Annotated in this window: 30 protein-coding genes; 13 read left to right on the forward strand and 17 right to left on the reverse strand. The window is 66.2% G+C overall.

Annotated elements, in window-relative coordinates; genetic code table 11:
* Positions 1-140 precede the first annotated feature (140 nt).
* Positions 141-914: a ferredoxin--NADP reductase gene (locus LPW26_RS12950; protein ID WP_238735749.1), complete on the forward strand. Its 774-nt coding sequence runs from the start codon at positions 141-143 to the stop codon at positions 912-914.
* Between the two features lie 123 nt (positions 915-1,037).
* Positions 1,038-2,234, forward strand: a complete 1,197-nt coding sequence (locus LPW26_RS12955) for an amidohydrolase family protein (RefSeq protein ID WP_238735751.1) — start codon at positions 1,038-1,040, stop codon at positions 2,232-2,234.
* Positions 2,235-2,250: 16 nt separating this feature from the next.
* Here the strand turns inward: LPW26_RS12955 and LPW26_RS12960 are convergent, their stop codons facing one another.
* From LPW26_RS12960 to phnG, 9 genes are read right to left on the reverse strand one after another with little or no spacing between them, the layout of a single operon-like run.
* The gene (locus tag LPW26_RS12960) at positions 2,251-2,868 is read right to left on the reverse strand and encodes a pyridoxamine 5'-phosphate oxidase family protein (RefSeq protein WP_238735753.1); all 618 of its coding nucleotides are present in this window, start codon (positions 2,866-2,868) and stop codon (positions 2,251-2,253) included.
* Complete coding sequence (gene phnN / locus LPW26_RS12965) at positions 2,865-3,467, reverse strand: phosphonate metabolism protein/1,5-bisphosphokinase (PRPP-forming) PhnN (protein WP_238735754.1); 603 nt, start codon at positions 3,465-3,467, stop codon at positions 2,865-2,867. The genes LPW26_RS12960 and phnN overlap by 4 nt, the downstream gene beginning before the upstream one ends.
* Positions 3,464-4,618, reverse strand: a complete 1,155-nt coding sequence (locus LPW26_RS12970; RefSeq protein WP_238735755.1) for an alpha-D-ribose 1-methylphosphonate 5-triphosphate diphosphatase — start codon at positions 4,616-4,618, stop codon at positions 3,464-3,466. Before LPW26_RS12970 ends, phnN begins: the two co-directional genes overlap by 4 nt.
* Positions 4,619-4,632: 14 nt before the next feature.
* A complete protein-coding gene (gene phnL, locus LPW26_RS12975; protein ID WP_238735756.1) occupies positions 4,633-5,331 on the reverse strand; it encodes a phosphonate C-P lyase system protein PhnL in 699 nt (232 codons plus the stop codon).
* A gap of 7 nt (positions 5,332-5,338) precedes the next feature.
* On the reverse strand, positions 5,339-6,136 hold the full coding sequence (phnK, locus tag LPW26_RS12980; protein WP_238735757.1) for a phosphonate C-P lyase system protein PhnK: 798 nt from the start codon (positions 6,134-6,136) through the stop codon (positions 5,339-5,341).
* Entirely contained in the window at positions 6,129-7,010 is an 882-nt protein-coding gene (locus tag LPW26_RS12985) for an alpha-D-ribose 1-methylphosphonate 5-phosphate C-P-lyase PhnJ (RefSeq protein ID WP_238735758.1), read from the reverse strand. The genes phnK and LPW26_RS12985 overlap by 8 nt, the downstream gene beginning before the upstream one ends.
* Entirely contained in the window at positions 7,007-8,113 is a 1,107-nt protein-coding gene (locus LPW26_RS12990) for a carbon-phosphorus lyase complex subunit PhnI (RefSeq protein ID WP_238735759.1), read from the reverse strand. Before LPW26_RS12990 ends, LPW26_RS12985 begins: the two co-directional genes overlap by 4 nt.
* On the reverse strand, positions 8,113-8,721 hold the full coding sequence (gene phnH, locus LPW26_RS12995) for a phosphonate C-P lyase system protein PhnH (protein ID WP_238735761.1): 609 nt from the start codon (positions 8,719-8,721) through the stop codon (positions 8,113-8,115). The genes LPW26_RS12990 and phnH overlap by 1 nt, the downstream gene beginning before the upstream one ends.
* Position 8,722: 1 nt before the next feature.
* Positions 8,723-9,181, reverse strand: a complete 459-nt coding sequence (phnG, locus tag LPW26_RS13000; protein WP_238735763.1) for a phosphonate C-P lyase system protein PhnG — start codon at positions 9,179-9,181, stop codon at positions 8,723-8,725.
* Positions 9,182-9,306: 125 nt separating this feature from the next.
* On the opposite strand from phnG, the gene phnF reads away from it, so the two are divergent.
* Complete coding sequence (gene phnF / locus LPW26_RS13005; RefSeq protein WP_238735764.1) at positions 9,307-10,035, forward strand: phosphonate metabolism transcriptional regulator PhnF; 729 nt, start codon at positions 9,307-9,309, stop codon at positions 10,033-10,035.
* Between the two features lie 13 nt (positions 10,036-10,048).
* Here phnF and phnE (LPW26_RS13010) read toward each other — a convergent pair whose 3' ends face one another.
* The 4 genes from phnE (LPW26_RS13010) to phnC all read right to left on the reverse strand — a co-directional run bounded on the left by phnE (LPW26_RS13010) (position 10,049) and on the right by phnC (position 13,674).
* A complete protein-coding gene (gene phnE, locus LPW26_RS13010) occupies positions 10,049-10,897 on the reverse strand; it encodes a phosphonate ABC transporter, permease protein PhnE (protein ID WP_238735765.1) in 849 nt (282 codons plus the stop codon).
* The gene (gene phnE / locus LPW26_RS13015; protein ID WP_238735766.1) at positions 10,894-11,772 is read right to left on the reverse strand and encodes a phosphonate ABC transporter, permease protein PhnE; all 879 of its coding nucleotides are present in this window, start codon (positions 11,770-11,772) and stop codon (positions 10,894-10,896) included. The genes phnE (LPW26_RS13010) and phnE (LPW26_RS13015) overlap by 4 nt, the downstream gene beginning before the upstream one ends.
* A 73-nt stretch (positions 11,773-11,845) precedes the next feature.
* Positions 11,846-12,787 (reverse strand): phosphonate ABC transporter substrate-binding protein, encoded by a 942-nt coding sequence (gene phnD / locus LPW26_RS13020; RefSeq protein ID WP_238735767.1) that lies wholly within the window; start codon positions 12,785-12,787, stop codon positions 11,846-11,848.
* A gap of 74 nt (positions 12,788-12,861) precedes the next feature.
* Complete coding sequence (phnC, locus tag LPW26_RS13025) at positions 12,862-13,674, reverse strand: phosphonate ABC transporter ATP-binding protein (RefSeq protein WP_238735768.1); 813 nt, start codon at positions 13,672-13,674, stop codon at positions 12,862-12,864.
* 173 nt (positions 13,675-13,847) lie between these two features.
* Between phnC and LPW26_RS13030 the strand changes: the two genes are divergently transcribed.
* The 3 genes from LPW26_RS13030 to LPW26_RS13040 are packed head-to-tail and all read left to right on the forward strand — an operon-like array spanning position 13,848 to position 16,422.
* Positions 13,848-14,480, forward strand: coding sequence for a transferase hexapeptide repeat family protein (locus LPW26_RS13030; RefSeq protein ID WP_238735770.1), 633 nt, complete (start codon positions 13,848-13,850; stop codon positions 14,478-14,480).
* 22 nt (positions 14,481-14,502) lie between these two features.
* Positions 14,503-15,696, forward strand: a complete 1,194-nt coding sequence (locus tag LPW26_RS13035; protein WP_238735772.1) for an alpha-D-ribose 1-methylphosphonate 5-triphosphate diphosphatase — start codon at positions 14,503-14,505, stop codon at positions 15,694-15,696.
* A gap of 21 nt (positions 15,697-15,717) precedes the next feature.
* Positions 15,718-16,422 (forward strand): DUF1045 domain-containing protein, encoded by a 705-nt coding sequence (locus tag LPW26_RS13040; protein WP_238735774.1) that lies wholly within the window; start codon positions 15,718-15,720, stop codon positions 16,420-16,422.
* A 14-nt stretch (positions 16,423-16,436) separates the two neighbouring features.
* Here LPW26_RS13040 and LPW26_RS13045 read toward each other — a convergent pair whose 3' ends face one another.
* Together LPW26_RS13045 and LPW26_RS13050 are read right to left on the reverse strand one after the other, a co-directional pair.
* The gene (locus LPW26_RS13045; protein WP_238735776.1) at positions 16,437-17,993 is read right to left on the reverse strand and encodes an acyl-CoA synthetase; all 1,557 of its coding nucleotides are present in this window, start codon (positions 17,991-17,993) and stop codon (positions 16,437-16,439) included.
* Positions 17,994-18,024: 31 nt separating this feature from the next.
* Positions 18,025-18,738 (reverse strand): TetR/AcrR family transcriptional regulator, encoded by a 714-nt coding sequence (locus LPW26_RS13050; RefSeq protein ID WP_238735777.1) that lies wholly within the window; start codon positions 18,736-18,738, stop codon positions 18,025-18,027.
* Between the two features lie 99 nt (positions 18,739-18,837).
* Here LPW26_RS13050 and LPW26_RS13055 point away from each other — a divergent pair, with 99 nt between their 5' ends.
* The 6 genes from LPW26_RS13055 to LPW26_RS13080 all read left to right on the forward strand — a co-directional run bounded on the left by LPW26_RS13055 (position 18,838) and on the right by LPW26_RS13080 (position 23,922).
* Entirely contained in the window at positions 18,838-20,022 is a 1,185-nt protein-coding gene (locus LPW26_RS13055; protein WP_238735779.1) for a lipid-transfer protein, read from the forward strand.
* An 8-nt stretch (positions 20,023-20,030) separates the two neighbouring features.
* On the forward strand, positions 20,031-20,477 hold the full coding sequence (locus LPW26_RS13060) for a MaoC family dehydratase N-terminal domain-containing protein (protein ID WP_238735781.1): 447 nt from the start codon (positions 20,031-20,033) through the stop codon (positions 20,475-20,477).
* 5 nt (positions 20,478-20,482) lie between these two features.
* A complete protein-coding gene (locus LPW26_RS13065; protein ID WP_238735783.1) occupies positions 20,483-20,893 on the forward strand; it encodes a MaoC family dehydratase in 411 nt (136 codons plus the stop codon).
* 228 nt (positions 20,894-21,121) lie between these two features.
* Positions 21,122-21,949 carry an SDR family NAD(P)-dependent oxidoreductase gene (locus LPW26_RS13070; protein WP_238735785.1) on the forward strand — a complete coding sequence of 276 codons (828 nt, stop codon included), beginning with the start codon at positions 21,122-21,124 and terminating at the stop codon, positions 21,947-21,949.
* Positions 21,950-21,958: 9 nt separating this feature from the next.
* Complete coding sequence (locus tag LPW26_RS13075) at positions 21,959-23,104, forward strand: acyl-CoA dehydrogenase family protein (protein ID WP_238735787.1); 1,146 nt, start codon at positions 21,959-21,961, stop codon at positions 23,102-23,104.
* Between the two features lie 41 nt (positions 23,105-23,145).
* A complete protein-coding gene (locus tag LPW26_RS13080; protein ID WP_238735789.1) occupies positions 23,146-23,922 on the forward strand; it encodes an enoyl-CoA hydratase-related protein in 777 nt (258 codons plus the stop codon).
* A gap of 6 nt (positions 23,923-23,928) precedes the next feature.
* On the opposite strand, the gene LPW26_RS13085 is transcribed toward LPW26_RS13080, so the two are convergent.
* Complete coding sequence (locus LPW26_RS13085) at positions 23,929-25,455, reverse strand: acyl-CoA synthetase (protein WP_238735791.1); 1,527 nt, start codon at positions 25,453-25,455, stop codon at positions 23,929-23,931.
* A 277-nt stretch (positions 25,456-25,732) separates the two neighbouring features.
* Between LPW26_RS13085 and LPW26_RS13090 the strand changes: the two genes are divergently transcribed.
* Positions 25,733-26,203, forward strand: coding sequence for a hypothetical protein (locus tag LPW26_RS13090; RefSeq protein WP_238735793.1), 471 nt, complete (start codon positions 25,733-25,735; stop codon positions 26,201-26,203).
* A gap of 131 nt (positions 26,204-26,334) precedes the next feature.
* On the opposite strand, the gene LPW26_RS13095 is transcribed toward LPW26_RS13090, so the two are convergent.
* Positions 26,335-26,559 (reverse strand): hypothetical protein, encoded by a 225-nt coding sequence (locus LPW26_RS13095; protein ID WP_238735794.1) that lies wholly within the window; start codon positions 26,557-26,559, stop codon positions 26,335-26,337.
* Positions 26,560-26,607: the final 48 nt, after the last annotated feature.

Consider the following 26,607-nt stretch of genomic DNA (forward strand, 5'->3'; position numbering starts at 1 on the left):
CCGCGCGGTACGGGCGTTCGCCGCGTTGACAGGGGCCAGGGTGCGATCCTATTTTCATTCGTGTACAAACAATCTGCCGAGCTGGCGCCCGCTGGCGTTTTCGCGTCCCGGCCGATCAACACCAACTCCGGAGTTTTGCCGTGAGCAATCTGATGGAAGAGCGCGTTCTCTCCGTTCGTCATTGGACCGATCGTTTGTTCAGCTTCACCACCACCCGCGATTCCGGCTTCCGGTTCCGCAATGGTGAGTTCACCATGACGGGCATCAAGGTCGACGGCAAACCGCTGCTGCGCGCCTACTCGGTCGCGAGCCCGAACTACGAAGAGACGCTGGAATTCTACTCGATCAAGGTGCCGAACGGCCCGCTCACCTCCCGGATGCAGCACCTCAAGGAGGGCGACACCATCATCGTCGGCCGCAAGGCGACCGGCACGCTGGTGATCGACAATCTGCGCGAGGGCAAGAATTTGTATCTGCTGGCGACCGGCACCGGCGTCGCGCCGTTCCTCTCCATCATCCGCGATCCCGAGACCTACGAGCGGTTCGAGAAAATCGTTCTGGTCCACGGCTGCCGGCAGATCGCCGAACTGGCTTACGGCGACTCGATGGTGACGGCGCTGCAGGATCACGAATTCCTCGGCGACGACGTCAAGGCGAAGCTGATCTACTACCCGACCGTGACCCGTGAGCCGTTCGTCCACGAGGGCCGGATCTCGAAGCTGATGGACAACGGTCAGCTCTATTCCGACATCGGCCTGCCGTCGCTCGACAAATCTCAGGATCGGGTGATGCTGTGCGGCTCGACCCAGATGATGGTCGACCTCAAGAGCCGCCTGGTAGCCCTCGGCTTCGAGGAAGGCAATCACGGCGAAGCCGGCGACTTCGTGCTCGAGAAAGCGTTCGCCGAGCGCTGAGCTGAGGCGCGGCGCCGGCGCAGCAATCGCCGTTGCGCGACGCCGCGGAGTTCTTATGCTGGCAAACAAACAGCCCCCGGGCCGCTAGGCCCCACGGGTCGGATCGTTGAGGGAGATAGCACAATGGCTCACGACGCACCCGCCCCGCAGGGGCCCACCAAGCTGGTGGTTCGGAACATCGGGCTGTTGCTCAGCGGCGATCTCAATCAACCGATCCTCGAAGCCGACACCATCGTGGCCGAGAACGGCCGCATCACCGCGATCGGTCGCTTCAAGGACGTCGACACCGAAGGCGCCACCACGACGGTCGACGCAGCCGGTGCGGCGGTGACGCCCGGCCTGATCGACAGCCATGTCCATCCGGTCGCCGGCGACTGGACGCCGCGGCAGAGCCAGCTCAACTGGATCGACTCCTCGCTGCATGGCGGCGTCACCACCATGATCTCCGCCGGCGAAGTGCACTATCCGGGCCGGCCGCGCGACGTCATCGGCATCAAGGCGCTGGCGATCACCGCGCAGCGCAGCTTCTCGGCGTTCCGCGCCACCGGCGTGAAGGTCCATGCCGGCGCGCCGGTGATCGAACACGAGATGGAAGAGAACGACTTCAAGGAGCTCGCCGATGCCGGCGTCAAGCTGCTCGGCGAAGTCGGCCTCGGCGGCGTCAAGGACGGCCCCACCGCCAAGAAGATGGTGGCGTGGGCGCGCAAATACGGCATCCAGTCGACCATTCACACCGGCGGCCCGTCGATCGCCGGCTCCGGACTGATCGACAAGGACGTCGTGCTCGAAGCCGGCACAGACGTCGTCGGCCACATCAACGGTGGCCACACCGCGTTGCCGGACGATCAGATCCGCTGCATCTGCGAGGGCTGCAAGGCGGGCCTCGAACTCGTCCATAACGGCAACGAGCGCTCGGCGCTGTACACGCTGCGGATCGCGCGCGAGATGGGCGACCTGCATCGCGTCATCCTCGGCACCGACGGTCCCGCCGGCTCCGGCGTGCAGCCGCTCGGCATCCTGCGCATGGTGTCGCTGCTGTCGTCGCTCGGCGATCTGCCGGCCGAGCAGGCGTTCTGTCTCGCCACCGGCAACACCGCACGGATGCGCGAGCTGGATTGCGGCCTGATCGAAGTCGGCCGCGCCGCCGACCTAGTGATCATGGACGTCGCGCAGCACTCGGGCGGATCGACACTGCTGGAGAGCGTGCGGCTCGGCGATCTGCCGGGCATCGGCATGACCATCATCGATGGCATCGTCCGCTCCGAGCGCTCGCGCAACACGCCGCCGGCGACGCGGTTTCCGTCGATTGTGAAGAGCTGAGGTCTGCGCCCGGCACTTACCACATCGTCTCGCTGGCGCGCCGCGGCCAGGCGCGGTCGTAGTCGTCGCCGCCGACGCGGCCCTCGGTCATCGACGCAAGGATCTGCCCGGGGGTCGGCAGCGTGGCGGGATCGATGTGCCTGTCGGGATTCCACAGCTCGGAGCGGATCAGCGCCCGGCCGCACTGGAAGTAGATCTCCTCGACGCTTATCACCATCACGGTGCGCGGCGCCTTGCCTTCGACGCGGAAGGACTCCAGCAGAGCCGCGTCCGCGCTGATGATGGCGCGGCCGTTGATGCGCAGCGCATTGAGCGAGCCGGGGATCAGCAGCATCAGCGCGACGCGCGGATCGCGGACCACGTTCCGCAGCGAGTCGATGCGGTTGTTGCCGCGCCGGTCGGGCAGCATCAGCGTCGTGTCGTCGTGGATATGGATGAAACCGGGCAGGTCGCCGCGCGGCGAGCAGTCGAGCCCTTCGGGGCCGACGGTCGCCAGTGCCGCGAACGGCGAGCGCTCGATCAGCGTGCGATAGGCCGAGGTGATGCGGTGCGCGACCTTTTCGGTCGAAGCGTCGTTGGGTACACTGTAGATCTGCTCGAGTTCGCTGACCGACGTGATCGAAGAAATCGTCATCGCGCTACGCTCCTGCCGGCGACCTGGGTGTTGCGGATGATCGCCAGCAGCTCGCGGGCGTGATCTTCGGGGCTCGCCACGTTCATGATCGTGAAGTCCGCAAGGTTCTCGCCGACGATCCGTCCGAGGCGATCCGAACTCATCGCGTCGCTGGTCCGTGCCCGGAGCGCGATGCGCCTCGCCAGCACGTCCGGCGGTGCGGTGATCATCACCACGTCGACATTGTCGTAGGTTCGACGAGCCTCGCCAATCACCGTGCGCGAGACATTCGCCACGACCGTGCGGCCGGCGCGGATGTCGTTATCGATCGCGCGCAGGACGCCGTAGGAATGGCTGTGCGCCTGCCAGTGCAGCGCGAACTCGTTCGCCGCGATCATGGCGCGGAACGCCTCGGGCGTGCTCTGCAGATTGTCCTCGGCCGGTGAGGGCTCACGCGTCACCACGCGCCGTGCAAACGCAACGTCGCTCTCGCCCAGGCAGGCGATCTTGGCGAGCCCGAGCAGCGTATCCTTGCCGGCGCCGCTCGGCCCGACGACCAGCACGAGCCGGCCGGGTCCGATCCGGCTTGGCTGCGGGGCGATCGGCGCGAGCTCGGTCATGCCACCCGATGTCCTTCGCGCCAGACGCTGCGTACTGCCGGCACGTCGTGGGCGACATGGACGCGGATCAGATCGGCGCGCTTGCCGACGGCGATCTCGCCGCGATCCGGCAGGCCGACCGCCTCGGCCGGCGCCTTGGTGACGGTGCGCACCGCCGCCGGCAGATCGATCGCCGGCGCGCGCAGCGGCAGTTGCAGCGCCGCCATCAGCAGGCTCGACGGGATGTAGTCCGACGACAGGATGTCCAGCAGTCCCTCGCGCGCCAGATCGATAGCGGCGATATTGCCGGAGTGCGAGCCGCCGCGCACCATGTTGGGGGCGCCCATCAGGATATCGATGCCCGCGTCGTGCAGGCTGCGTGCGGCCTCCAGCGTGGTCGGGAATTCGGCGACCGCCACCTTGTCGCGGATCGCCTCGACGACGTTTTCCTCGGTGGTGTCGTCATGGCTCGCCAGCGGGATCGCATGCTGATGCGCCAGCGCGACGATCGCGCGCATGTTGGCGTCGGCGTAATTCTCCTTGCAGTACACCCGGCGCGCGAACATCACGTCGAGTTCGGCGTCGGTCATGCCGGCACCCTTGCCGCGATAGTAGTCGCGCAGCTTTTCCTCGTCGCGGAACTGGCGCTGGCCCGGCGTGTGGTCCATCAGCGACATCAGCCGGATATCCGGCCGGTCGATCAGCTCCTTGGCCTCGTCCACGACGTTGGGCATCGGGATTTCGCAGCGCAGATGCAGGAAGTGGTCGGCGCGCAGCAGATTGGCGTCGCGCGCCGCCGAGATCGCTCCGGCCAGCACGATCGCCTGGCCGTCGACGTCCTCGGCGCCTTCCTCGCGCCACACCCGCAGCGAGTCGAGCACGGTGGTGATGCCGCAGGTGGCGAGCTGACCGTCATAGGAGACGACGGCCGCCACCGGATTCCACTGCACCTTCGGGCGCGGCATGTAGTGCGCCTCGAGGTGATCGGTGTGCAGTTCGATCAGGCCGGGCATCAGCAGGTCGCCGCCCATGTCGAAGCTGCCGGCGGGCACACCGCTGTCGCCGATCTCGGCGATGCGGCCGTTGTCGATCGCGAGCCAGCCGTGCTCGATCACCCGGTCGGCCAGCACGATGCGGGCGTTGCGAAGTATGAAGTCGGAATTCGTCGTCATCACTGTCTCTCTCGTCAGGCGGCCGCGGCGAAGCTGGTGACGTCGATCAGCCGATCGGCGATCCGGGCCCGCACCTCGTCGTCGTGCACGATGGCGATCATTGCGACGCCGTCGCGTTTCTTCTCCGCGACCAAATCCATCACCACTTCGCGGTTGGCGGTGTCCAGCGACGCGGTCGGTTCGTCCAGCAGCAGGATCGGAAAATGCGCGATGAAGCCACGCGCGATATTGACGCGCTGCTGTTCGCCGCCCGAGAAGGTCGCGGGCGGCAGTGTCCACAGCCGCTCGGCGATGTTCAACTGCTTCAGCAACGCACCGGCGCGGGTGCGTGCTTCGTCTTTCGCCACGCCGTTGGCAAGCAGCGGCTCTGCGACGACGTCGATCGCCGCGACACGCGGCACCGCGCGCAGAAACTGGCTGACATAGCCGACGGTGAAGCGGCGCAGCTCCAGCACCTGGCGCGGCTCAGCGCTGGCGAGATCGATGGTCGCGCCGCGATGCAGGATGTCGATCTGCCCGCCGTCGCAGCGATAATTGCCAAAGATCATCTTCAGGATCGACGACTTGCCGGCGCCCGACGGGCCGGCCAGCACGACACATTCGCCGGCGGCGACCTGAAACGAGACGCCGCGCACCACGGGCAGGCGAAGGCCGCCCTGCAGGTGCATCACGAAGGACTTCTGGGCATTGCTGAGTTGGATCATCGCGGTCATGGCTGGCTCATGCGGGCAGGATGGAGGCGACGAGGAGCTGGGTGTAGGGCTCGTGCGGATCGTCGAGGACCTGGTCGGTGAGACCGGTCTCGATCACGCGGCCGCCCTGCATCACCATCACCCGATGCGACAGGAGTCGCGCCACCGCGAGATCGTGAGTCACGACCACTGCGGCGAGACCGAGTTCAGTGACGAAGCCGCGCAGCAGATCGAGCAGCCGCGCCTGCACCGAGACGTCGAGACCACCGGTCGGCTCGTCCATGAACATCAGCCGCGGCTCGGTCACCAGATTGCGCGCGATCTGCAGCCTCTGCCGCATGCCGCCCGAATAGGTGCGCGGCGCGTCGTCGATGCGATCCTCCGCAATCTCGACGCGCGACAGCCAGGATGAGGCGGTGTCGCGGATCTTGCCGTAGTGATTCCAGCCGACCGCCATCAGCCGCTCGCCGACATTGGCGCCGGCCGACACCGCCATGCGCAGGCCCTGCGCCGGGTCCTGATGCACATATCCCCAATCGGTGCGGAACAGAAACCGCCGCTCGGCTTCGCCCAGCTTCGCCAGATCGCGCAGTACGCCATCGCGCATCCGGTAGGAGACCTTGCCGGTGCTGGGCGTGAGCTGCGCTGACAGCATCTGCAGCAGTGTCGATTTGCCGGAGCCGGACTCGCCGACGATCGCCAGCACTTCGCCCGGATAGAGCTTGAACGAGATGTCCTGGCAGGCCTGCAGCCGGCCGTAGGACTTCGACAGATGCTCGGCGACGAGCAGCGGCTGATCGGCGGGGATCGCAGTGCGGTCAAGCATCGGCGTGCTCCTGATGCGGCGCGCTTTCGCTGCCGCGGTGGCCCTGCGCCTGGCGCGTCTCACAATAGTCGGTGTCGGAGCAGACGAACATCCGCCCGCCGCGATCGTCCGTGACGATTTCGTCGAGATATGACTCCTCCGATCCGCACAGCGCGCAGGGCGCGTTCTGGCGATAGCGCGTGAACGGGTGATCCTCGAAATCGAGCGACACCACCTGCGTGTAGGGCGGGATCGCGTAGATCCGCTTTTCACGGCCGGCGCCGAACAACTGCAGCGCCGCGCAATCGTCCATCTTCGGGTTGTCGAACTTCGGCGTCGGCGACGGGTCCATCACGTAGCGCGCATTGACCTTCACCGGATAGGCATATGACGTCGCGATGTGGCCGAACTTGGCGATGTCTTCATAGAGCTTGACGTGCATCAGGCCGTATTCGGCGAGCGCATGCATCCGCCGCGTCTCGGTCTCGCGCGGTTCGAGGAAGCGCAGCGGCTCGGGTATCGGCACCTGATACACCAGCACCTGGCGCTCGTGCAGCGGCGCCTCGGGGATGCGATGCCGCGTCTGGATCACCGTCGCGTCGCTTGTATTCGTGGTGGTGGCGACACCCGCGGTCTTGGCGAAGAACTTGCGGATCGAAATCGCGTTGGTGGTGTCGTCGCTGCCCTGGTCGATCACTTTCAGCACGTCGTCGGGCCCGAGGATCGCCGCGGTGACCTGCACGCCACCGGTGCCCCAGCCATAGGGCATCGGCATTTCGCGGCTGGCGAACGGCACCTGATAGCCGGGGATCGCGATCGCCTTGAGGATCGCGCGGCGGATCATCCGCTTGGTCTGCTCGTCGAGATAAGCGAAGTTGTAAGTCGGCGCGTTCATTCGGCGGCCTCCCGCAGGGTGTCGGGTCGTTCGGCGGCATCGGCGAAGTCCTGCCGCAGCCGGCGGATCAGCCCGAGTTCGGACTGGAAGTCGACATAGTGCGGCAGCTTCAGGTGCTCGACGAAGCCGGTGGCCTGCACATTGTCGGAATGCGACAGCACGAACTCCTCGTCCTGCGCGGGCGCCAGCGCCTCTTCACCGAGCTCACGCGCGCGCAGCGCACGATCGACCAGCGCCATCGCCATTGTCTTGCGTTCGCTCTGGCCGAAGGCGAGGCCGTAGCCGCGGGTGAAGCAGGGCGGCTCAGTGGCCGAGCCCTTGAACTGATTCACCATCTGGCATTCGGTCAGCGCGATGCTGCCGAGCGGCACGGCGAAGCCGGCGTCCTCGGCGACGAAGTCGAGCTCGACCTCGCCAAACCGGATTTCGCCGGCGAACGGATGTGAGCGGCCATAGCCGCGCTGTGTCGAGTAGCCCAGCGCGAGTAGGAAGCCCTCGTCGCCACGCGCCAGATTCTGCAGCCGCAGATCGCGGTCGGCCGGAAAGCCCAGCGGCTCGCGGGTGAGATCGCCGACCGGCGCATCGGGGGCCGGCGCAGGCGAGGGTTCGATCAATCCGTCACGGCCGAGAATGTCGGTGACGCGCGGCATTGCTTCGTTCGAAACCGAGGCGCTCGCAGGCATCTCCGGCTCGCCGCCGACCGCGAGTTGCGGATCGAGCAGGCGATGCGTGTAGTCGAAGGTCGGGCCGAGGATCTGACCGCCGGGAATGTCCTTGAAGGTCGAGGACACGCGGCGCTGCACGGCCATCATGCCGGTGTCGAGCGGCTCGGTGGCGCCGAATCTCGGCAGCGTGGCGCGGAACGCACGGAGCAGGAAGATCGCCTCGATCATGTCGCCGCGGGCTTGTTTGATCGCCAGCGCGGCCAGCTCGCGATCATACAGCGAGCCCTCGGCCATCACCCGGTCGACGCCGAGCGCGAGCTGCTCGGAGATCTGATCCAGCGTGACTTCGGGCACCGCGCGGTCGCCGCGGCGTTCGTGTGCCAGCAGCCGATGAGCATTGTCGATGGCGCGCTCGCCACCTTTGACGGCCACATACATTAGTTGCCTCCCTTGGCGACAAGCCGCGTGGTACGCGGAAGCGCGACGATCGCATCGTCGGCCGCGAGGATCAGATCGAGGCCGCGCGGAAACAGCGGCGTCAGTGCGTCGCGCTGCGCCAGCAATGATGCGGGCAACGGCGCGCGCAGCGTAGCGGTGCCGCGAATGCCGGGGCCGCACAGTTCGAATTCCGACCCGTCAGCGAGGCTGCCGAGCTGCAGGATCAGCGTGGTGGAGCGATCCGGATAGTCGTTGCTGCCGAGCGCGAAGCGCTCGAGCGCCGGCATCGAGAGGGGATCGGCGATCAACCCGAATGCCGCCATGTCCCCTTCGTCGACAAGCGGCGCCGACGTGTGGAAGCGCAGCCACTGCGTCACCGCCAGAGCGCGCGTGGCCTCGTCGAGCCACAGCGGCGTATCGTGATCGAACAGCGTCAGGGCGATCGCAGCCGTTGCCGGCGTGAGGGGGGCCGGGACTTGCCGCAGGCCGCCCTCGACGCGCTGCACTGTGCCGGGCCGCGCCATCGCCTGCATCACGGCGCGAAACGTCGATTGCGCCGAGGTCACTTTGTCGGCGAAGCCGGCCGAAAGGTCGAATGCCATGCTCATGTCAGCCCTCGCCCCGCACCAGTGTGTAGAAGTCGACTTGGGTGGCGGCCGTCTGTTCGGCCTGGCGTTGCCGCTCTGCGGCCTGCTCGGCACGCAGCGGCGCCAGCACGTCGGCCTCGATCTTCGCTGCGTAGTCGCGGCGCTGGATCAGTGCATCGCACAGTGCGATCAGCCGCGCCTTCTCCCGATCGCGGCCGAGCGTGTAGCCGAAGCCGCATTCGCCGCTTTCGAGCCGGACGGCCGCGCGCGTCACCGTGGCTTCGCCGAGGTTGAACGGGGCACCATCGCCGCCGATACGCCCGCGCACCATTACCAGGCCGTTCTCCGGCTCGCGCAAGGCTTCGCTCGCAGGAAGATCAAGTGCGGACAGCCGCGCCGCGATCTCGTCGGCTTCGGCATGGACCAGCACGGCCATTGCGGCCTGCCGGGTCTGCGTGGTGGTTTCGAAGGTCGCTGCCATCTCGCCTGTAGCCTGCTTCAAGTTGTCTGCTATAATAGACAACTTCATATCGGTGCGCCATGACCTTTTGATGACGAGGTCGTGAAATGCTAGATCGGCGCGCACGAGGCAGAGCGAAGGACAACATGTCGACACTGCAGCCGGATTCCGGCGTCACCTTGTGGCGCAAGGTGGCGGACTCGATCGAGCGCGAGATCGCGCAGGGCGGCTATCCGGCAGGTGAAAAGCTGCCCGGCGAGATGGAGCTCGCGGAGTCGCATCGGGTCAATCGCCACACCGTGCGCCGTGCCTTGGCGTCACTCGCGGAGCGTGGACTGGTGCGGGCAGAGCGCGGCAGCGGCACCTATGTCGAGACGGCGCGCATCGCCTATCCGCTGCGTTCGCGCACGCGCTTTTCGGAGATCGTCGGCGCCGGCGGGCACGAGCCGCGGGGGCAATTGCTCTCGGCGAGTCGGGAGGAGGCGACGCGCGAACTCGCTCGCGAACTCGACCTTCCGATCGGTGCGCCGCTGATCCGCATCGACGGCTTACGGCTGGCGGACCGTGCACCGATCTGCGTCGGCAGCACCTGGCTGTCCGCTGAACGTTTCCCCGATGCGGAGGAGCTGTATCGCCGTTTCGGCTCGATGACTAAGGTGCTGGCGCAGCACGGCATCCGCGATTATCGCCGCGCCTCGACACGGATCACCGCCGCGATCGCCGATGCCGGCGATGCGGCGCGGCTCGATCTCGGCATCGGCCGGCCGGTGCTGATCGTCGAGGGGCTCGACGTCGACGGCAAAGGTCGCCCCCTGCTGGCGCTCCGCACGCGATTTGCTGCGGAACGCGTGCAGTTCGTGGTGGAGACGGAGTAGCTGGGGCGCCGCGCTACGCGATCGCCCGTTTGCCGATGATCGCAAAGCGAAGGCGGGTCGAGATCCAGTCGATGGCGGCGACGGCGATCAGGATCATCAGGATCAGGAACGACACCTTCTGCCATTCCAGCACGCGGATCTGCTCGGCGAGCTGCAGGCCGATTCCGCCTGCGCCGACAATGCCGATGATGGTGGCCGAGCGGGTGTTCGACTCGATGAAGTACAGCACCTGGCCGGCGATCACCGGCAGCACCTGCGGCATCAGGCCGAAGCGGATCTCGTGCAACGGCGATCCGCCGGAAGCGCGAACGCCCTCGACCTGCTTGCGGTCGGCGGTTTCGATCGCTTCGGAGAACAGCTTGCCGAACGCGCCGAAGTCCGACACCGCGATCGCAAGCACGCCGGCGAAGGGGCCGAGCCCGACGACATTGATCCAGACCAGCGCCCAGATCAGCGTGTCGATGCCGCGCACGCCGTCGAGAAAGCGGCGAACCGGGAAGCGGATCAGCTGCGTCGGGATGATGTTGCGCGCGGCGAGCAGGCTGACCGGCAGCGCCATCAGCGCCGCCAGCGTGGTGCCGAGCAGCGCGATCGACAGCGTCTCGCCCATCGCCGAGAGATAGGCCGGCAGCGACGAGCCTGGGTCCGGCGGAATCATCAGCATCGCGAACCAGCCGAGCTGGCTCAGCCCGGCGAGAATGCGCTGCGGCGAAAAGTCCAACTCGACCAGCCCGTAGATAAACAGCGCCAGCGCCGCCAGTGCAATCGCGGGGACGCCGAGTTGAGCGGCGGCGGGGCGTTCGAACAGATGCGGGTGACGCGCCTTCAGGTCGGCGATGTCGGTCTGCGTGCGCGCGGTCATGTCCGTGCTCCGGCGAGTCGGCCCCGGATCCAGCCGGTCGAGATGTCGATGACGAACACGGTGACGATGATCAGCAGCAGGATGGCGCTGACGTCCGAATAGTAGAACTTGCGAATCGACACGATCAGTTCCTGCCCGATGCCGCCGGCGCCGACGAATCCCATCACCGAGGCGCCGCGGACGTTGATCTCGAACCGCAGCAGCGCGTAGCTGGCAAAACCCGCCGTCACCTGCGGCAGCACCGCAAAGCGCATGCAGGCGACCCAGCCGGCGCCGGTGGAGCGGACGCCCTCGACCGGCTTCATGTCGATGTTCTCGACGATCTCCGAAAACAGCTTGCCGAGCGCGCCGGTGGAGTGGATCGCGATCGCCAGCACGCCAGCCATCGGGCCGAGCCCGAACGCGATCACGAACACCAGCGCGAATACGATATCCGGCACGGTGCGGCAGATCTCGAGAAAGCGCCGGATAACGAACAGCAGCCAGGGCTGCGGCGCGGTGTTGCGCGCCGCGAAGAAATTCAGCAGCAGCGCCAGCACGGCGCCGGCGAGTGTGCCGACATAGCTGATCAGCAGCGTCTCGCCGAGCAGCCCCAGCCATTTGTGCCAGCCCCAGAACCACTCGGCCGGGTCGGTCCACACCCGTGCGCCGCTGTCGAGCCGGAAGATGCGATCGAAATAGCTGAAGAAGTTGCCGATCTTGCCGACGAAAGTGCCGATGTCGACTTCGGCGCCGACTGCCGCGACGGCCAGTGCGGCGAGCGAGATCGCGAAGCCGAGCACCGTTCGCCATCGTCGTCGCGCGATCGACTTGTTGTAGGCCGCGTTCAGAGCGTCGAGCTGAGACTCGGGAAGCAGCGATACGGCCAGGGCCATGCGGTGAGGGCTCTCGATGCGCAAAAAACAAGGCCGGATCCCGAAGGATCCGGCCCGTGGGACGAGATGAAACTCAGGACGCCTTCTTCTTACGCAGGGCGTCGACGAACTTGATCAGCTCGATGGTGGCGTCCCAATCCTTGGTGGTGGCGGCGTGGAAACCCTTCTTCTGGCCGTCCGAGAGACGATCGAACGCGGCCTTGTCCTTGGTCGGCGCATCCATGAACGCCTTGGCGATCGCCGCCTTCAGATCTTGCGGCAGGTCGGCGTTGTAGGCGTAGGGACCGTTGATGATCGGAGCGGATTTGTGAACGATGCGGAAGTCTTCCTTCTTCATCGCGCTGCCGTCGGCGTTCTTCAGCATGCCCTTGTGCAGCATCTGCTGCAGCGTCGAGTCGTTGTCGTTGGTCCACTGATTAGCGGCGACGTCGACCGTGCCCTGCGACAGCGCCAGGATGGCGTTCTCGTGGCTGCCGGTGAACACCACCTTGCCGAAATAGCTCTCGGTATCGGAGATGCCCATCTTGTCGAGCTCGAAGCGCGGCACGTTGTTGCCCGAGGTCGAGTTCGGGTCGACCAGGCCGAGGTTCTTGCCCTTGAGCTCGTCGATCGACTTGTAGGGGCTCGCCGCCTTGACGAAGAACACCGAGTAGTAGCCGGTCGAGCCGTCTGCGTTGATGTCGTTGGCGAAGGCTTCGGTCTTGACGCCGGTGAGGCGGGCGCGGGCGAACGAGGCCGACCCGTAGCTGGCGATCTGGATGTTGCCGGCGCGCTGGCCCTCGATTACCGCGGCGTAGTCGTTGGCGATGCGCAGGTTCACCTTGACGCCGAGTTCCTTCGACAGATAGGCGACGAACGGCGTCCAGCGTTCGGTGACGCCCGACGCGTTCTCGGCGGGCACGACCGCGAAGGTCAGCTCCGGATATTTCGTCTTGTAGTCCTGCGCCAATGCGGTGGGCGCCGTGAACGCCAGCGTGGCGGCGGCGAGCAGAATGGAGCGGCGATCAATCGTCATAGTGACATCCCTGTGTGTTGACGCGTTGCTGGCCCGCGGTCCGCGGGCTTCTCTTGAAAGCGACCCGCGCGGCCTCAGGCCGCGACGGTGCCGAGCTCTGGCATCAGGCCCTTCGCCGGGGCGTGAACCGGCGCGGCCCCCATCACCTCGTTGGCCTCGAGGTCGTAAAGTTCGCGAGCGATGCTGTCGGTCAGTGCCGCCGGGACGTCGTCGAACACGATGCGGCCGTTCGCCATGCCGATCAGCCGGTCGCAATAGCTGCGGGCGAGATCGAGCGAGTGCAGATTGCACAGCACGGTGATGCCGAAATGCTTGTTGATGCGCAGCAAAGCGTCCATCACCACCTTGGTGTTGCGCGGGTCGAGCGAGGCGATCGGCTCGTCGGCGAGGATCAGATCGGGTTCCTGCACCAGCGCGCGGGCGATCGCGACGCGCTGTTGCTGGCCACCGGACAACTGATCGGCGCGCTGTGCGGCGAGCGGCGCGATATCGAATTGATCGAGCGCCGACATTGCCAGCGCGCGGTCCTTTTCGGGCCAAGCCTGTGCCAGCGAGCGCCAGGCGGGCACATGGGACAGCCGTCCCATCAGGACGTTGGTCATGACGTCGAGACGGCCGACGAGATTGAACTGCTGGAAGATCATCGCGGAACGAGCGCGCCACTGGCGCAGTTGGCGGCCCTGCAGCGCAGTGACGTCGGTGCCTTCGAACAGGATGCGGCCGTCGGTCGGATCTGCGAGGCGGTTCAGCATTCGGAGCAGCGTCGACTTGCCGGCGCCGGAACGGCCGATCACGCCGACGAAGCTGCCGCGTTCGACCGAGAACGATGCGTTGTCCACGGCCGCCTTGCTGCCGAAGCAGCAGGTAAGTCCTTCAACGACCAGCATGCGCTGCTCCAAGCAATTGGTTGCTCTATCGCTAGCGCCGGTATTTTGCAGGCATATGACAGACGTCGTAGTCGACGATCTATACACAGGTGTTGTTTGTCATGCGCGTGTCACGAAGCCGTCACCGAGTGCGACGAAGAACCTCTTCCCCCGCTCATCAAGTGACGGAACTCATGGTTGCTAAATCACTCTCGGTCGAACCCACTGTCGATCCATCTGCGCGTCTTCAAGATACGAAGATCGGCGCCTATTGCGAGGTCGGTGCGCGCACCATCCTGCACGAAGTGACGATGGACGATTACTCCTACGTGGTGAACGACTCGCAGATCACCTACACGACCATCGGCAAGTTCTGCTCGATCGCGGCGATGACGCGGATCAATCCCGGCAACCATCCGATGCAGCGCCCGACCCAGGCGCATTTCACCTATCGGGCCAGCGCTTACTTCCCCGGTGAAGAAGACGACGCCGAATTCTTCGACTGGCGCCGTGCCCATCACGTCCATATCGGGCACGACGTCTGGATCGGCCACGGCGCCATCGTGCTGCCGGGCCGCAGCATCGGCACCGGCGCTGTGATCGCGGCCGGCGCGATCGTGACGCGCGAAGTGCCGGCCTACACCATCGTGGCGGGAAATCCGGCGCGCGTGATCAAGCGACGTTTTTCCGAGGAGGTCGCCGACCGCCTGGTGAATCTGGCATGGTGGGACTGGGACCACGAGACGCTGCGCCGCGCGCTGCCGGATTTCCGCAAGCTGCCGGTCGAGGCGTTTCTCGACCAATACGAAGCCACTGTGCCCGCCTGACGCGCCGCAACGGGAGAACGAGATGACCGATATCCTGATCGAAGGCGGCCGGGTGCTGCTGCAGGACGAACTGGCCGAGACGTCGCTGGCGGTGGTCGGCGGTCTGATCGATAGCGCCGGCACGAGCGCCGGTCATGCCGCGATGCGGATCGATGCGGGCGGGCTGCTGGTGCTGCCGGGCATCGTCGACCTGCACGGCGACGCATTCGAGCGTCAGATGATGCCTCGGCCCGGCGTCGATTTTCCGATCGACGTGGCGCTGGCGGACAGCGACCGGCAGGCGATCGCCAACGGCATCACCACGATGTTCCATGCCGTCACCTGGTCGTGGGAGCCGGGCCTGCGCAGCGCCGCCAATGCGCGCCGGATGCTCGACGCGATTGACCTGACCCGGCCGCGGCTGGCCGTCGACACCCGCATCCATCTGCGCCACGAGACCTTCAATCTCGATGCGGTCGAGGAGATCGCGCAGTGGATCGGCGAGCGCCGGGTGGACCTGTTCGCGTTCAACGACCACATGGATTCGACGCTGCGCGACCTGTCGCGGCCGCAGCGGCGCAGCCGCATGGTGGAGCGCACGGGGCTGTCCGGCGAAGAGTTCGATCGCCTGGTCGAGCGCGTCGCCTCGCGCACCGCGGAGGTGCCGGACGCGATTGCGCGCCTCGCCGCCTGCGCCCGCGCCGCCGGCCTGCCGATGCTGTCACACGACGATGATACGCCGCGGATGCGCCAGGACTATCGGGCGCTCGGAGTCCGAATCGCCGAATTTCCGACCACCGAGGAGACGGCGCGGGACGCGGCGTCGGCTGATGACTTCATCGTGTTCGGCGCACCGAACGTGGTGCGCGGCGGCAGCCACACCGGCTGGACCAAGGCGGCCGACATGATCGCCAAGGGCCTCTGTTCGGTGCTGGCGTCGGACTATTACTATCCGGCGCCGCTGCTCGCCGCGTTCCGGCTGGTGCATGACGGCATTTTGCCGCTGCCGCAGGCCTGGAAGTTGATCTCGGAAGGGCCCGCACGTGCTGCCGGGCTGGTCGATCGCGGTGTGCTCGGCGGCGGCAAGCGCGCTGATATCCTGATCGTGGACGACCGCGTGGCGCTGCGCCCTCGGCTGGTTGCGGCGATCGCGGGTGGCCGGTTGGTTCACATCGACGAGCCGGAACGCTTCGTGATGTCGCAGAGGTCGCGGCACGCGGCCGTTGCGGCCGCCTGAGACGCGGCTATTCTGCCGACGATGTCGAATTTCCCCCGTTACGCCATCTACTATCTCCCGCCGCCCGGCAGCGCGCTCGACCACTTCGGGGCGGCGCTGCTGGGCTATGACGTGTTCTCGGGAGCGGACGTGCCGTTTCCGCCCGAGATGCTGCAAGCCGTTCCGGATTGGGCCGACGTCACGACCGAGCCGCGCAAATACGGCTTCCACGCCACGCTCAAGGCGCCGATCGCGCTGGCGTCCGGGCTCACCGAGGCCGAGCTGTTGTGGGCCTGCGCCACCTTCGCCGAAACGCCGCGGGCGATCCCGGTGATCACGCCGGTCGTGCGGGCGATCGGGAGTTTCATTGCGCTGGTGCCGTCGCTCCCGTCGGAGGAGCTTGCGCAGCTCGCCGCCGACTGCGTGCGTAGCTTCGACAGTTTTCGCGCGCCGTTGTCGGCCGAGGACCGGGCGCGCCGAAATCCTGCGCGGCTGACGCCGCAGCAGGTGCAGTATCTCGATCAATGGGGCTATCCCTACGTCATGGAGGAATTCCGCTTCCACATGACGCTGACGGGATCGTTGCCGCGCGACCGGCAGGAAGACCTGCTTGGCCAGCTCCGCAAGCAATTCGCCGCGCTCGATCTCGGTACGCTGGCGATCGACCGCATCGCGGTCTGCCGGCAGGACGAGGCGGGCGAGCGATTCCGCAGCATCGGCCAGGTTCAATTCCGGCCGATGCTGTAGAGGTTGCGCGAGCCTCAGCTCACGTGGCGCTCGCGATTTTCCCAATAGGGCTGACGCAGCTCGCGCTTGAGGATCTTGCCGGCGCCCGACAGCGGCAGCGGCGTCTCGGTGATCTCCACGCTGCGCGGGCACTTGTAGCCGGCGATCAGCACCTTGCAGTGCGCGATCAGTTCGTGCGCCGTCACGCTCGCTCCGGCTTTGGTGACGACGACGGCGTGGACCTGCTCGCCCCAGGCCTCGTGCGGAATGCCGATGACGGCGCATTGCGCCACGGCGGGATGTTGCGCCACAGCGTTCTCGACCTCGACCGAGTACACGTTCTCGCCGCCCGAGATGATCATGTCCTTGACGCGGTCGACGACGAACACGAAGCCGTGCTCGTCGATGTAGCCGCCGTCGCCGGTGTGCATCCAGCCGCCGGCCAGCGCGCGGGCGGTCTCTTCCGGCCGCTCCCAATAGCCCATCATCACGTTGTCGCCGCGCACGCAGATCTCGCCGACCGTGCCGAAGGGCACCGGCTTGTCGTCGGCATCGACGATGCGCACCTCGCAGCCGAGCGTCGCACGGCCGGCGGCGCGCTGGCGGCCCTTGGCCTTGCCGTCGCCGATATGCTCCTTCCAGTGCAGCAGCGTCGCGATCGGCGACAGTTCGGTCATGCCGTACGCCTGTGTGAACTGCACATGGGGCAGGGCGGCACTCGCACGAGCCAGCACAGCCTCGCTGATCGGCGAGGCGCCGTAGACGATATTCTTCAGCGCCGACAGGTCGTAATTCTTCAGCGCGGGATGATCGACAAGCATCTGGATCATGGTCGGCACCAGCAGCACGTCGGTGACGCGCTCGTTCTGCATCGCCTGCATCACGCCCTCGGGCGTGAACGACGGGACCATCACGTTCGAGCCGCCGGAGAGCAGCAGCGAGTACATCGCGGCGCCATTGGCGAGGTGGAACATCGGCGCGGCGTGCAGATACACCGAGCTGCCGGGAAACAGGCCCTCGCCGAGCGCATTGAGCGCGTTGGCCATCAGGTTGCCGTGGCTCAGCATCACGCCCTTGGAGCGGCCGGTGGTGCCGCCGGTGTAGAAGATGCCGGCGAGGTCCTCGGCCTTGCGCATCGCATCCGGAATCGGCTCGTGCTGCGCCACCACGTCCTCGTAGCTTCGCATGCCGTCCGGCACATCGCCCTCGTCGGCATAGATCATCGCCATGCCGGGCATCGCTTTCGCCAGCGCCACGCCGGTCGCCGCGAACGCCTTGTCCACCACCAGCGCCACCGCGCGGCAGTCGCGCAGCGCGTCCTCGTTCTCCAGCGCGCTCCAGCGGATGTTGAGCGGCACGATCACGCCGCCGCACCAGCCGGCGGCCAGATACATTTCGAGATATCGATCGGAATTCATCGACAGCACGGCGACGCGCTCGCCTTCGCCGACACCGAGCGCGCGCAGCCCGGCGGCGAGCCGCGCGACCCGGTCGCCGACTTCGCGCCAGGTGCGACGCCGTCCGTTGAACACGGTGGCGAGGCCGTCCGCGTTGATCTGCAGCGCCCGCCGCAGGCCGTGAGTGATATTCATGCAGTCCTCCCGTGGTATGTTTCTTCTTGGATTATTTTGTCTTGCGGTGCGTGGTCGCCCTGACGACGCTCTTCTTGGTCTTGGTAGCTGGTTTATTCGGCCGCGGCTTGTTCGATCTTGCGGTTGCAAGTCCTTCGGTCAGGCGCTCGGCGAAATCGTCCGCGATCGCGTCCGCCGTCAGCGGACCGCCGCGCTGGTACCAATGCCCGATCCAGTTCAGCGAGCCGGCGATCGCGAATGCCGCCATTTTCGGATCGCACGGCTTGATCGAGCCGTCCGCGATGCCCTCAGCGATGTAGCGGCGGAAGGTCTGGTCGATGCCGCGCTTGGCGGCGCGCACGGTCTTGGCGTTGCTCGGGCTGAGGTCGCGCGGATCGAACCGTACCAGACTGGCGCCGAAGTCGGTCGCCATCGTCTCCGCATAGGAATGCACCAGCGCGCGCAATTTGCCGAGGCCGTTCTGCTGGCTGCCGTCGATCGCGGCTATGAAGCCGTCGACCTGCTCCTGCCCCAGCGCCCAGCATTCGAACAGAATGTCCTCCTTGCTGCGGAAGTAGTTGTACAGCGCCGGCTTGGTGATGTTCAGCCGCTCGGCCACCTCGTTGAGCGTGGCGCGATGATAGCCCTGCTCGAGAAATAACTGCACGGCCGTGCGCAGCACCGCCTCGCGCTTTTCGTCGCGGGCGCGGCGGCGGTTTTCGAACGTCATCCAGGGCGAGGGGTCGTTGGCGGGGCGTCCGTCCATCATGCATCCGTGAAGCGGCGCCGATTGACTCCGGCGACGACGGCTTATATTACTCACGGGTAAGAAAAAGTCCAACGAGTAAGATTGGGAGAAATACAGATGGCGTCACCCGTCTACGTCGCCGGCGTCGGCATGATCCCGTTCATGAAGCCGGGCGCCAGCGAGCCTTATCACCTGATGGGCGCCGAGGCCGCGCGTCGCGCCCTCAGCGACGCCGGCATCGGCTACGACGTCGTCGAGCAGGCCTTCGTCGGCTATGTCTACGGCGACTCCACCTGCGGCCAGCGCGCGCTGTATCAGGTCGGCCTGACCGGCGTGCCTATCGTCAACGTCAACAACAACTGCTCGACCGGCTCGACCGCGCTGTATCTGGCGCGGCAGGCGATCGCCTCGGGTGCGGCGGATTGCGTGCTGGCGCTCGGCTTCGAGCAGATGAAGCCCGGCGCGCTCGGCTCGGTGTTCGTCGATCGTCCCAGCGCGTTCGAGGACTTCGATGCGGCTGCGGATCGCCTGATCGACGCGCCCGGCATTCCGCTGGCGCTGCGTTATTTCGGCGGCGCCGGCCTCAGCCACATGCAGAAGCACGGCACGCCGCTGTCGTCCTTCGCCAAGGTGCGCGCCAAGGCGAGTCGCCATGCGACGAAGAACCCGCTGGCGCTGTTCCGCAAGGAAGTCACGGCCGACGACGTGCTGGGCGATCAGGTGATCTGGCCCGGCGTGATGACGCGGCTGATGGCCTGTCCACCGACCTGCGGCGGCGCCGCGGCGGTGCTGGTGTCGGAAGCCTTCGCCAAGAGGCACGGCCTCGCCACCAACGTCCGGATCGCCGCGCAGGCGATGACCACCGACACGCCGTCGACCTTCGATGCGGGCGACATGATGCGGGTGGTCGGCTACGACATGGCGCGCGCCGCGGCCAACAAGGTGTACGAGCAGGCCGGCGTCGGTCCGAGCGACATCGATGTCGTCGAACTGCACGACTGCTTCGCTCACAACGAGCTGATCACCTATGAGGCGCTCGGCCTGTGCCCGGAGGGCGGCGCCGAGAAGTTCATCGACGACGGCGACAACACCTATGGCGGCAAGTTCGTCACCAATCCGTCGGGCGGTCTGCTGTCGAAGGGCCATCCGCTCGGGGCCACCGGCCTCGCGCAGTGCTACGAATTGACGCGTCAGCTCCGCGGCACCGCCGAGGCCACGCAAGTGGACGGCGCCAAGCGCGCGCTGCAGCACAATCTCGGCCTCGGCGGCGCCTGCGTCGTCACGCTGTACGAACGCGCCTGAGCTTCGCCATGGTCGATCAATCCGCTGTCGGTCACCGGTTCACACCGGTGACAGCCCATGTCGAGCCGGGGCGCCTGCGCTACTTCTTCGAAACACTCGGCGAAACGGGTCCGGTGTATCGCGACGCCGATGCGGCCAAGGCCGCCGGCACCAAGGGCATTCCGATCCCGCCGACCTATCTGTTCTGCCTGGAGATGCTCGACAACGAGAAGCCGTTCGAGTTTCTCACCGCGCTCGACATCGATCTGGGCAAAGTGCTGCACGGCGAGCAGAGTTTCACCTATCACGCTCCTGTCGTGGTCGGCGATACGCTGACCTTCAGCTCGCGCGTCGCCAGCGTCGTCGACAAGAAGGGCGGCGCAATGACGCTGATCGTGGTCGCGACCGCGGTCACCAATCAGGACGGCGTCCATGTGGCCGATACGGCCCGGACGATCGTCGTTCGCAACGGGTGAGCGCCATGACCGATACGAAGACAGCAGCGGTCGGCGACCGCGTCGTGCACAAGCAGTTTCCGACGATCAGCCGGCATCGCCTGGCGCTGTATTGCGGCGCCTCCGGCGACCACAATCCGATCCATGTCGATATCGACTTCGCCAAGGCGTCGGGTTTCCCGGACGTGTTCAGCCACGGCATGCTGGTGATGGGCTATCTCGGCCAGGCGCTCAGCGATGCCTTTCCGCCTGATCGGATCCGAGCGTTCTCGACGCGCTTTGCGGCGATCACGCAAGTGGGCGCCGAGCTGACCTGCGAAGGCACCATCGCCGAACTGTTCGAGGCCGGCGGCGAACGCCGCGCCCGCATCGCGCTCACCACCAGGGACCAGCACGGCGAGACCAAACTCGCCGGCGAGGCCGTGGTTGCCCTTTAGTACAACCTATCCGTCATGGCCGGGCTCGTCCCGGCCATCCACGTCTTTCGCGACGGAGGTCGTCATCCCCCGCGCATGCGGGGGACCCAGTATCCCAGAGCGCACATGTTAACAGGAGCGCTCCGGAATACTGGGTCGCCCGGTCAAGCCAGGCGATGACGGCTGCCGCTTCAGAAGGCGCGGATGCCCGGGCATGACGATCCATTACTAACAACCTGAGGGAATCCCATGTCCAAACTGCAAGGCAAGGTGGCGCTCGTCACCGGATCGGGCCGCGGCATCGGCCGCGCCATCGCGCTGAAGCTCGCGTCGGAAGGCGCGCGCGTGGTGGTCAACGATCTCGACGATGCGCCGGGTGATGCGGTCGCGGCCGAGATCAACGCCGCCGGTGGCGAGGCCATCGCGATCAACGGCAGCGTCTCCGAGCCGGGCTTTGCCGATCGTTTCGTCGGCGCGGCGGTCGAAAAATTCGGCGGCCTCGATATCATCGTCAACAATGCCGGCTACACTTGGGACTCGACGATCCAGAAGATGACCGACGAGCAGTTCCAGGCGATGCTCGACGTGCATCTGGTGGCGCCGTTCCGCATCCTGCGCGCGGCCGCCGAGCCGATCCGCATCTTCGCCAAGAAGGAAGCCGAGGCCGGCCGCGAGGTGTTCCGCAAGGTCGTCAATATCTCGTCGATCGCCGGGCTCTACGGCAATGCCGGGCAGGCGAGCTACTCGTCGGCGAAAGCTTCGCTGATCGGGCTGACGCGGACGCTGTGCAAGGAATGGGGCCGCTACAAGGTCAACGTCAATTGCGTCGCGTTCGGCCTGATCAACACCCGCCTGACGCAGCCGATCGAGTCGCAGCAGAAGACGATCGACGTCGCCGGCCGCGACATCAAGGTCGGCGTGCAGCCGCAGATGCTCGACGCGATGGCGCGGATGATCCCGCTCGGCCGCGGCGGCACGCCCGAAGAGGCGGCCGACGCCGTCTATCTGTTCTGCAGCCCGGAATCGAACTACATCAGTGGGCAGGTCGTCGTGTGCGGCGGCGGACTTATTCTGTAGCGAGGAAAAATGCAGTATCGATCGCCCTGGATGACCGAGGAGCTGGAGGCGTTCCGCCACCAGTTCCGCAAGTTCCTGGAAAAGGACCTGGCGCCGCACGCCGAGAAATGGCGCAAGCAGAAGATGGTGGATCGCTCCGCCTGGCTGAAGCTCGGCGAGATGGGCGCTCTGGTGCCGAGCGTACCGGAAGCCTATGGCGGCCTCGGCGCGAGCTTCGCCTATGACGCGGCGATCTTCGAGGACATGGAATCGATCGTGCCGGATGCACTGTCCGGCGTCACCGTGTCGAGCGGCATCGTCGCGCACTACATCCTGAACTACGGATCCGAGGATCAGAAGCAGCGCTGGCTGCCGGCGATGGCGCGCGGCGAACTGATCGGCGGCATCGCCATGACCGAGCCCGGCACCGGCTCGGACCTGCAGAGCGTCCGCACCACCGCCAAGCTCGACGGCGATCACTACGTCATCAACGGCCAGAAGACCTTCATCACCAACGGCCAGAATGCCGATCTGATCATCGTGGTGGCGCGCACCGGCGGCCCGGGCGCCAAGGGACTGTCGCTGATCGCGATGGAGACCAAGGACAATCCCGGCTTCAAGCGCGGCCGCAACCTCGACAAGATCGGCCTGCACGCCTCCGACACGTCCGAGCTGTTCTTCGAGAACGCGATCGCCCCGAAGGAGAACCTGCTCGGCGGCGAGGAGGGCAAAGGCTTCGTCCAGCTGATGTCGCAACTGCCGCAGGAGCGGCTGATCATCGCGGTCGGCGCCGTCGCGGCGATGGAGCGCGCCGTCAAGCTGACCACCGACTACACCCGCGAGCGTAAGGCGTTCGGGCAGCCGATCCTCGACTTCCAGAACACCGCCTTCAAACTCGCGGAGCGCAAGACCGAAGCGTTCATCGCCCGCGTGTTCGTCGATTTCTGTATCGAGCGGCTGATCGCCGGCGACCTAGACGCGGTGACGGCGTCGATGGCGAAATGGTGGACGACGCAGAAGCAGGTCGAGACCGTCGACGAGTGCCTGCAACTGCACGGCGGCTACGGCTATATGCAGGAATATCCGATCGGGCGGATGTTCGTCGATTCGCGGATCCAGAAGATCTACGGCGGCACCAACGAAGTCATGAAACTGCTGATCGCGCGATCGCTGTAACGACAGACGCACAAGAAGCTGGGCAGGCGAGGGGATAAGGCATGGCGTGGGTGAAGTCTGAGGTGCGTGGCGCGGTCGCCGTGGTGACGCTCAATAATCCCGAGCAGTACAACGCGATGCGTCCCGGCCTGCTCGCCGAGCTCAACGCCGCGCTGTCGGCCGCGCTCGCGGATGCAGCGGTGCGGGCGATCCTGCTCACCGGCGCCGGCAAGGGTTTTTGCGCCGGCGCCCAACTCGGCGGCGCGACCTTCGACGCCGGCGCCAACGTCGCGCCGTGGATGCGCGCCGAACTCAGCCCGCTGCTGGAGAAGATGCGCGGCGCCGGCAAGCCGATCGTCGTCGCCGTCAACGGTCCTGCGGCCGGCGCCGGCGTCGGCCTCGCGCTCGCGGGCGACATTGTGCTGGCGGGGCGTTCGGCCAAGTTCGTGCTGAGCTTCGTCAAGCTCGGCGCCGCACTCGATGCCGGCACCTCGCTGTTCCTGCAGCGCTCGGTCGGCATCGCGCGTGCGCGTGCGCTTGCCTTGCTCGGGCGGCCGCTGAGTGCCGAGCAGGCGGCGGAGTGGGGACTGATTTTCCAGACCGTCGACGATGCCGCGCTGATGACCGAGGCGATGGCGATTGCCGAGCAGCTGGCGAGCGGCCCGCCGATCAGCATCGGCCTGATCAAGCAGCAGGTCGAGCGCGCCTGGAGCGCGTCATTGGCCGACACGCTCGACGACGAAGCCGAGCGTCAGGGCCAGGCCTTCGTCACCGCCGACCTCCGCGAAGGCGCCGCCGCCTTCGTCGAAAAGCGCGCGGCAAGGTTTACGGGGCGATAGGGCCGCTCACGCGTCCGCCGTCTCCCGTGCCAAAAAGCGCTCGCGTAGCGTCGGCTTGTGGACCTTGCCGGTGGCGTTGCGCGGCAGCGCCTCGACGAAGATCACCCGCTGCGGACATTTGAACCGCGCCAGCCGCTCGCGGCAATGCGCGTGCAGCGTGCTTTCGGGAAGCTGCTGACCGCTCTTGACCGCGATGATCGCGACGCCGGTCTCGCCCCATTGCGGATCGGGTGCGCCGATCACGGCCGCTTCGGCGATCTCGCTTAGTTGGTACAACACGTCCTCGACCTCGGCCGGATAGACGTTCTCGCCGCCCGAGATGTACATGTCCTTGGTGCGGTCGACGATGTAGTAGAAGCCTTCGTCGTCGACGCGCGCGGCGTCGCCGGTGTGCAGCCAGCCGTCGGTGAAGCTGGTGCGGTTGGCGTCCGGCCTGTTCCAGTAGCCGGGCGTGATATTCGGACCCTTCACCCACAATTCGCCCATCTCGCCGGGCTGCACCGGTTCGCCGGTCGGATCGACGATCTTCAAGTCAGCGTGCATCACCGGCTTGCCGGCCGAGCCGGCTTTGCGCGCGGCGTCGTCGGCGTCGAGCATCAGCACGGCCGGGCTGGTCTCGGTCATGCCATAGCCCTGCATCAGCACGCAGCCGCGCTCCTGCCAGATCTTCAGTAGCGGCACCGGCATCGGCGCGCCGCCGACGCCGGCGACCTGCAACCGCGACAGGTCGGTGTCGGCGAAGGCCGGGTGCTGGCACATGAACTGATAGATCGACGGCACGCCGAAGAAGTGCGTCAGGCCGACGCTTACATCGCCGATCAGCCGCAGCGTTTCGGCGGGATCGAACGCGCGCATCAGGATCACGGTGCCGCCCGCGTGCAGCACCGGGTTGGTGTAGCAGTTCAGCCCGCCGGTGTGGAACAGCGGCATCACGCAGAGAAACACGGTGCGCTGCGAGATGAAGGTCGGGATGCCGAGATTGACCGCGTTGATGAAGGTCATGCCATGCGTGATCATGGCGCCCTTCGGTTTGCCGGTCGTGCCCGACGTGTACATGATGGTGGAGACGTCCTCGAGCGTCACCGCTTCGGTGCGGCCGACCCGCGGCGAAGCGGCAAGCGCGGCTTCATACGGTTCGCCGAACTGCAGCAGATGCGGGACACTGCACTTGTCCTGAAGTTCGCCGGCCATCGCGGCGAAATCTGAATCATGCGCCAGCACACGCGGCGCTGCGTCGCCGACGATGAAAGCGAGTTCGTGCACCGTCAACCGCACATTCAGCGGCACGAAGATCGCACCTAACCGGAAGCAGGCGAATTGCACTTCGAGCGTGTCGGTGGTGTTGGCGGCGAGCACCGCGACGCGGTCACCGCGACCGACGCCGAGCTTGTCGAGATACGCGGCGAGGCGATCGATACGCTCATCGAGCGTGGCGTAAGTCAGCCGGCGCTGCGTCGCCAGGTCCACCGTCGCAATGCGGTCCGGCCGGACTTCGGCGTGGTGAGCGATCCAATCGTAATAGGCAAAGGTCATCTGGTGTCCTCCCTCGGCGGCCGCCGGCTCTTCTGGCTGGCTGACACCGCGCAAGTGAAGTCGGGGGTCGGAAGGATGTCAATCAGGGAGAATGCCCGCTGCATTGCGGGATATGCCGGCTCGATGCTACCCGCGGGAGCGGCTCTCGCCGCAACTGATTCGAGTCAGCAATGAGTCCGGATGCCGCCAGTTCTACGCGGGGCGGCATGATGTGGATAACGAACGGGTGGCTGGCTTTTGCCGTAGAAGCGCAGATACTTTGCGTAATTGAGTCGGGGTGTTGGTTGTGTCGGTGCATGTGGCGATCTTGAAGGTCCTTTCGACCTATCCTGACGGTGTCGCGTCGCCCGTGGCCTTGAACGCGGATTTGGCTGTGCTCTCCGGCAGTGTCGATTGGACCAGCCGGATGCGTAGTTATGCGGCCCGGATGCCCGGCCTCGACATTTTTACACAAAAGCTCGTGGTGCGGGACCGGCGTGGGTGGCAGATCACCGAGACTGGCCGCGCCGTGCTCGATCGTCTCGAATGCAGGTATCATGCCGATCCAGCCTCTCACGAGAGTGAGCCGGATCACGAATCGTACGCCATGGCCGAGCCGGTCGAGCCGAGCCGCAACCAGCTTGATCCCGCTGCAGCCGTGCAGCCGCGTCCGCAACTGACGGTGATCCAAGGCGGTCGAATCAAGCTGCGCAAAGACCTTGCCACCGGGAAAGGCAGCTTACCCAAGGGCGCCGCGCTGCGACCTTAGCGGCGGGGCAACGCGAACAAGCCCCGCGGCATTGGTATCGAAGGCCACTGCGCCCGATTACAACCCAAAAGGTCGATCTTCATGCTGGCGGACGGTCTGGCGCAGCAGGGATGCGTCACCTCGCCGCAGTCTTAGCTGTCGTCGCTGACCAGATGCGAGCGGAGCTTCTCAATGGCGCTGCTCGAGGGTGGCAGCCCCTGAAATTCGCGGATCGCCTGCGCCAATTCATGGTCGGACATCGGCTTAACCGGCTGCTTGAGACGGCCCTGCGCCAGCGAGTCGGCAATCATATCGAAATGCGCGCTCGGCCCATCGAACAGGCGGCGAATGCGGTCGAGAAATTGTCGGTAGGGCAAGCAGCGGTCTCCGCACTAACAGACGAGCGCCGGCTGCAATCGGGCCTG

Source organism: Rhodopseudomonas infernalis, assembly GCF_022271405.1.
Lineage (GTDB): Bacteria > Pseudomonadota > Alphaproteobacteria > Rhizobiales > Xanthobacteraceae > Rhodopseudomonas > Rhodopseudomonas infernalis.

What these genes read in the sequence shown, in the direction of transcription:
- LPW26_RS12955 (WP_238735751.1), top strand. Translation starts at nt 1,038, where the DNA reads ATGGCTCACGACGCACCCGCCCCGCAGGGGCCCACCAAGCTGGTGGTT.
- LPW26_RS12960 (WP_238735753.1), bottom strand. Translation starts at nt 2,868, where the DNA reads ATGACGATTTCTTCGATCACGTCGGTCAGCGAACTCGAGCAGATCTAC.
- phnN (WP_238735754.1), bottom strand. Translation starts at nt 3,467, where the DNA reads ATGACCGAGCTCGCGCCGATCGCCCCGCAGCCAAGCCGGATCGGACCC.
- LPW26_RS12970 (WP_238735755.1), bottom strand. Translation starts at nt 4,618, where the DNA reads ATGACGACGAATTCCGACTTCATACTTCGCAACGCCCGCATCGTGCTG.
- phnL (WP_238735756.1), bottom strand. Translation starts at nt 5,331, where the DNA reads ATGACCGCGATGATCCAACTCAGCAATGCCCAGAAGTCCTTCGTGATG.
- phnK (WP_238735757.1), bottom strand. Translation starts at nt 6,136, where the DNA reads ATGCTTGACCGCACTGCGATCCCCGCCGATCAGCCGCTGCTCGTCGCC.
- LPW26_RS12985 (WP_238735758.1), bottom strand. Translation starts at nt 7,010, where the DNA reads ATGAACGCGCCGACTTACAACTTCGCTTATCTCGACGAGCAGACCAAG.
- LPW26_RS12990 (WP_238735759.1), bottom strand. Translation starts at nt 8,113, where the DNA reads ATGTATGTGGCCGTCAAAGGTGGCGAGCGCGCCATCGACAATGCTCAT.
- phnH (WP_238735761.1), bottom strand. Translation starts at nt 8,721, where the DNA reads ATGAGCATGGCATTCGACCTTTCGGCCGGCTTCGCCGACAAAGTGACC.
- phnG (WP_238735763.1), bottom strand. Translation starts at nt 9,181, where the DNA reads ATGGCAGCGACCTTCGAAACCACCACGCAGACCCGGCAGGCCGCAATG.
- phnF (WP_238735764.1), top strand. Translation starts at nt 9,307, where the DNA reads ATGTCGACACTGCAGCCGGATTCCGGCGTCACCTTGTGGCGCAAGGTG.
- phnE (WP_238735765.1), bottom strand. Translation starts at nt 10,897, where the DNA reads ATGACCGCGCGCACGCAGACCGACATCGCCGACCTGAAGGCGCGTCAC.
- phnE (WP_238735766.1), bottom strand. Translation starts at nt 11,772, where the DNA reads ATGGCCCTGGCCGTATCGCTGCTTCCCGAGTCTCAGCTCGACGCTCTG.
- phnD (WP_238735767.1), bottom strand. Translation starts at nt 12,787, where the DNA reads ATGACGATTGATCGCCGCTCCATTCTGCTCGCCGCCGCCACGCTGGCG.
- phnC (WP_238735768.1), bottom strand. Translation starts at nt 13,674, where the DNA reads ATGCTGGTCGTTGAAGGACTTACCTGCTGCTTCGGCAGCAAGGCGGCC.
- LPW26_RS13030 (WP_238735770.1), top strand. Translation starts at nt 13,848, where the DNA reads ATGGTTGCTAAATCACTCTCGGTCGAACCCACTGTCGATCCATCTGCG.
- LPW26_RS13035 (WP_238735772.1), top strand. Translation starts at nt 14,503, where the DNA reads ATGACCGATATCCTGATCGAAGGCGGCCGGGTGCTGCTGCAGGACGAA.
- LPW26_RS13040 (WP_238735774.1), top strand. Translation starts at nt 15,718, where the DNA reads ATGTCGAATTTCCCCCGTTACGCCATCTACTATCTCCCGCCGCCCGGC.
- LPW26_RS13045 (WP_238735776.1), bottom strand. Translation starts at nt 17,993, where the DNA reads ATGAATATCACTCACGGCCTGCGGCGGGCGCTGCAGATCAACGCGGAC.
- LPW26_RS13050 (WP_238735777.1), bottom strand. Translation starts at nt 18,738, where the DNA reads ATGGACGGACGCCCCGCCAACGACCCCTCGCCCTGGATGACGTTCGAA.
- LPW26_RS13055 (WP_238735779.1), top strand. Translation starts at nt 18,838, where the DNA reads ATGGCGTCACCCGTCTACGTCGCCGGCGTCGGCATGATCCCGTTCATG.
- LPW26_RS13060 (WP_238735781.1), top strand. Translation starts at nt 20,031, where the DNA reads ATGGTCGATCAATCCGCTGTCGGTCACCGGTTCACACCGGTGACAGCC.
- LPW26_RS13065 (WP_238735783.1), top strand. Translation starts at nt 20,483, where the DNA reads ATGACCGATACGAAGACAGCAGCGGTCGGCGACCGCGTCGTGCACAAG.
- LPW26_RS13070 (WP_238735785.1), top strand. Translation starts at nt 21,122, where the DNA reads ATGTCCAAACTGCAAGGCAAGGTGGCGCTCGTCACCGGATCGGGCCGC.
- LPW26_RS13075 (WP_238735787.1), top strand. Translation starts at nt 21,959, where the DNA reads ATGCAGTATCGATCGCCCTGGATGACCGAGGAGCTGGAGGCGTTCCGC.
- LPW26_RS13080 (WP_238735789.1), top strand. Translation starts at nt 23,146, where the DNA reads ATGGCGTGGGTGAAGTCTGAGGTGCGTGGCGCGGTCGCCGTGGTGACG.
- LPW26_RS13085 (WP_238735791.1), bottom strand. Translation starts at nt 25,455, where the DNA reads ATGACCTTTGCCTATTACGATTGGATCGCTCACCACGCCGAAGTCCGG.